At 69.7% G+C, this 244-nt stretch carries 1 protein-coding gene; it reads left to right on the top strand.

The window, feature by feature from the left end; all coding sequences use genetic code 11:
* On the top strand, positions 1–244 hold a 244-nt coding region (locus ACZ6JE_RS15480; RefSeq protein WP_464319523.1), incomplete at both ends, for a PTS transporter subunit IIC.

Below are 244 nucleotides of genomic sequence, written 5' to 3' on the forward strand. Positions count from 1 at the left end.
CGCGGCGGGAGCGACCGGTTCGGTCGTCGGCGGCAAGAGCACGTCCACCGCAGAGCTCAAGTTCCCGCAGGGGCTGAAGTTCCTCCGCGACTCGATGGTCGCGACCAGCCTCTCGATGGTGCTGATCGACCTGGTCTTCACCGTCTGGGCCCTCATCGTGCTGCCGCGCGACCAGGCCTTCGACATCTTCGGCGTCACCGCCGCGGGCGCGTTCAGCATGGCCGGCGTCGCCCAGGCGCTGCAG

It is taken from the genome of Frigoribacterium sp. AC759 (assembly GCF_979256015.1).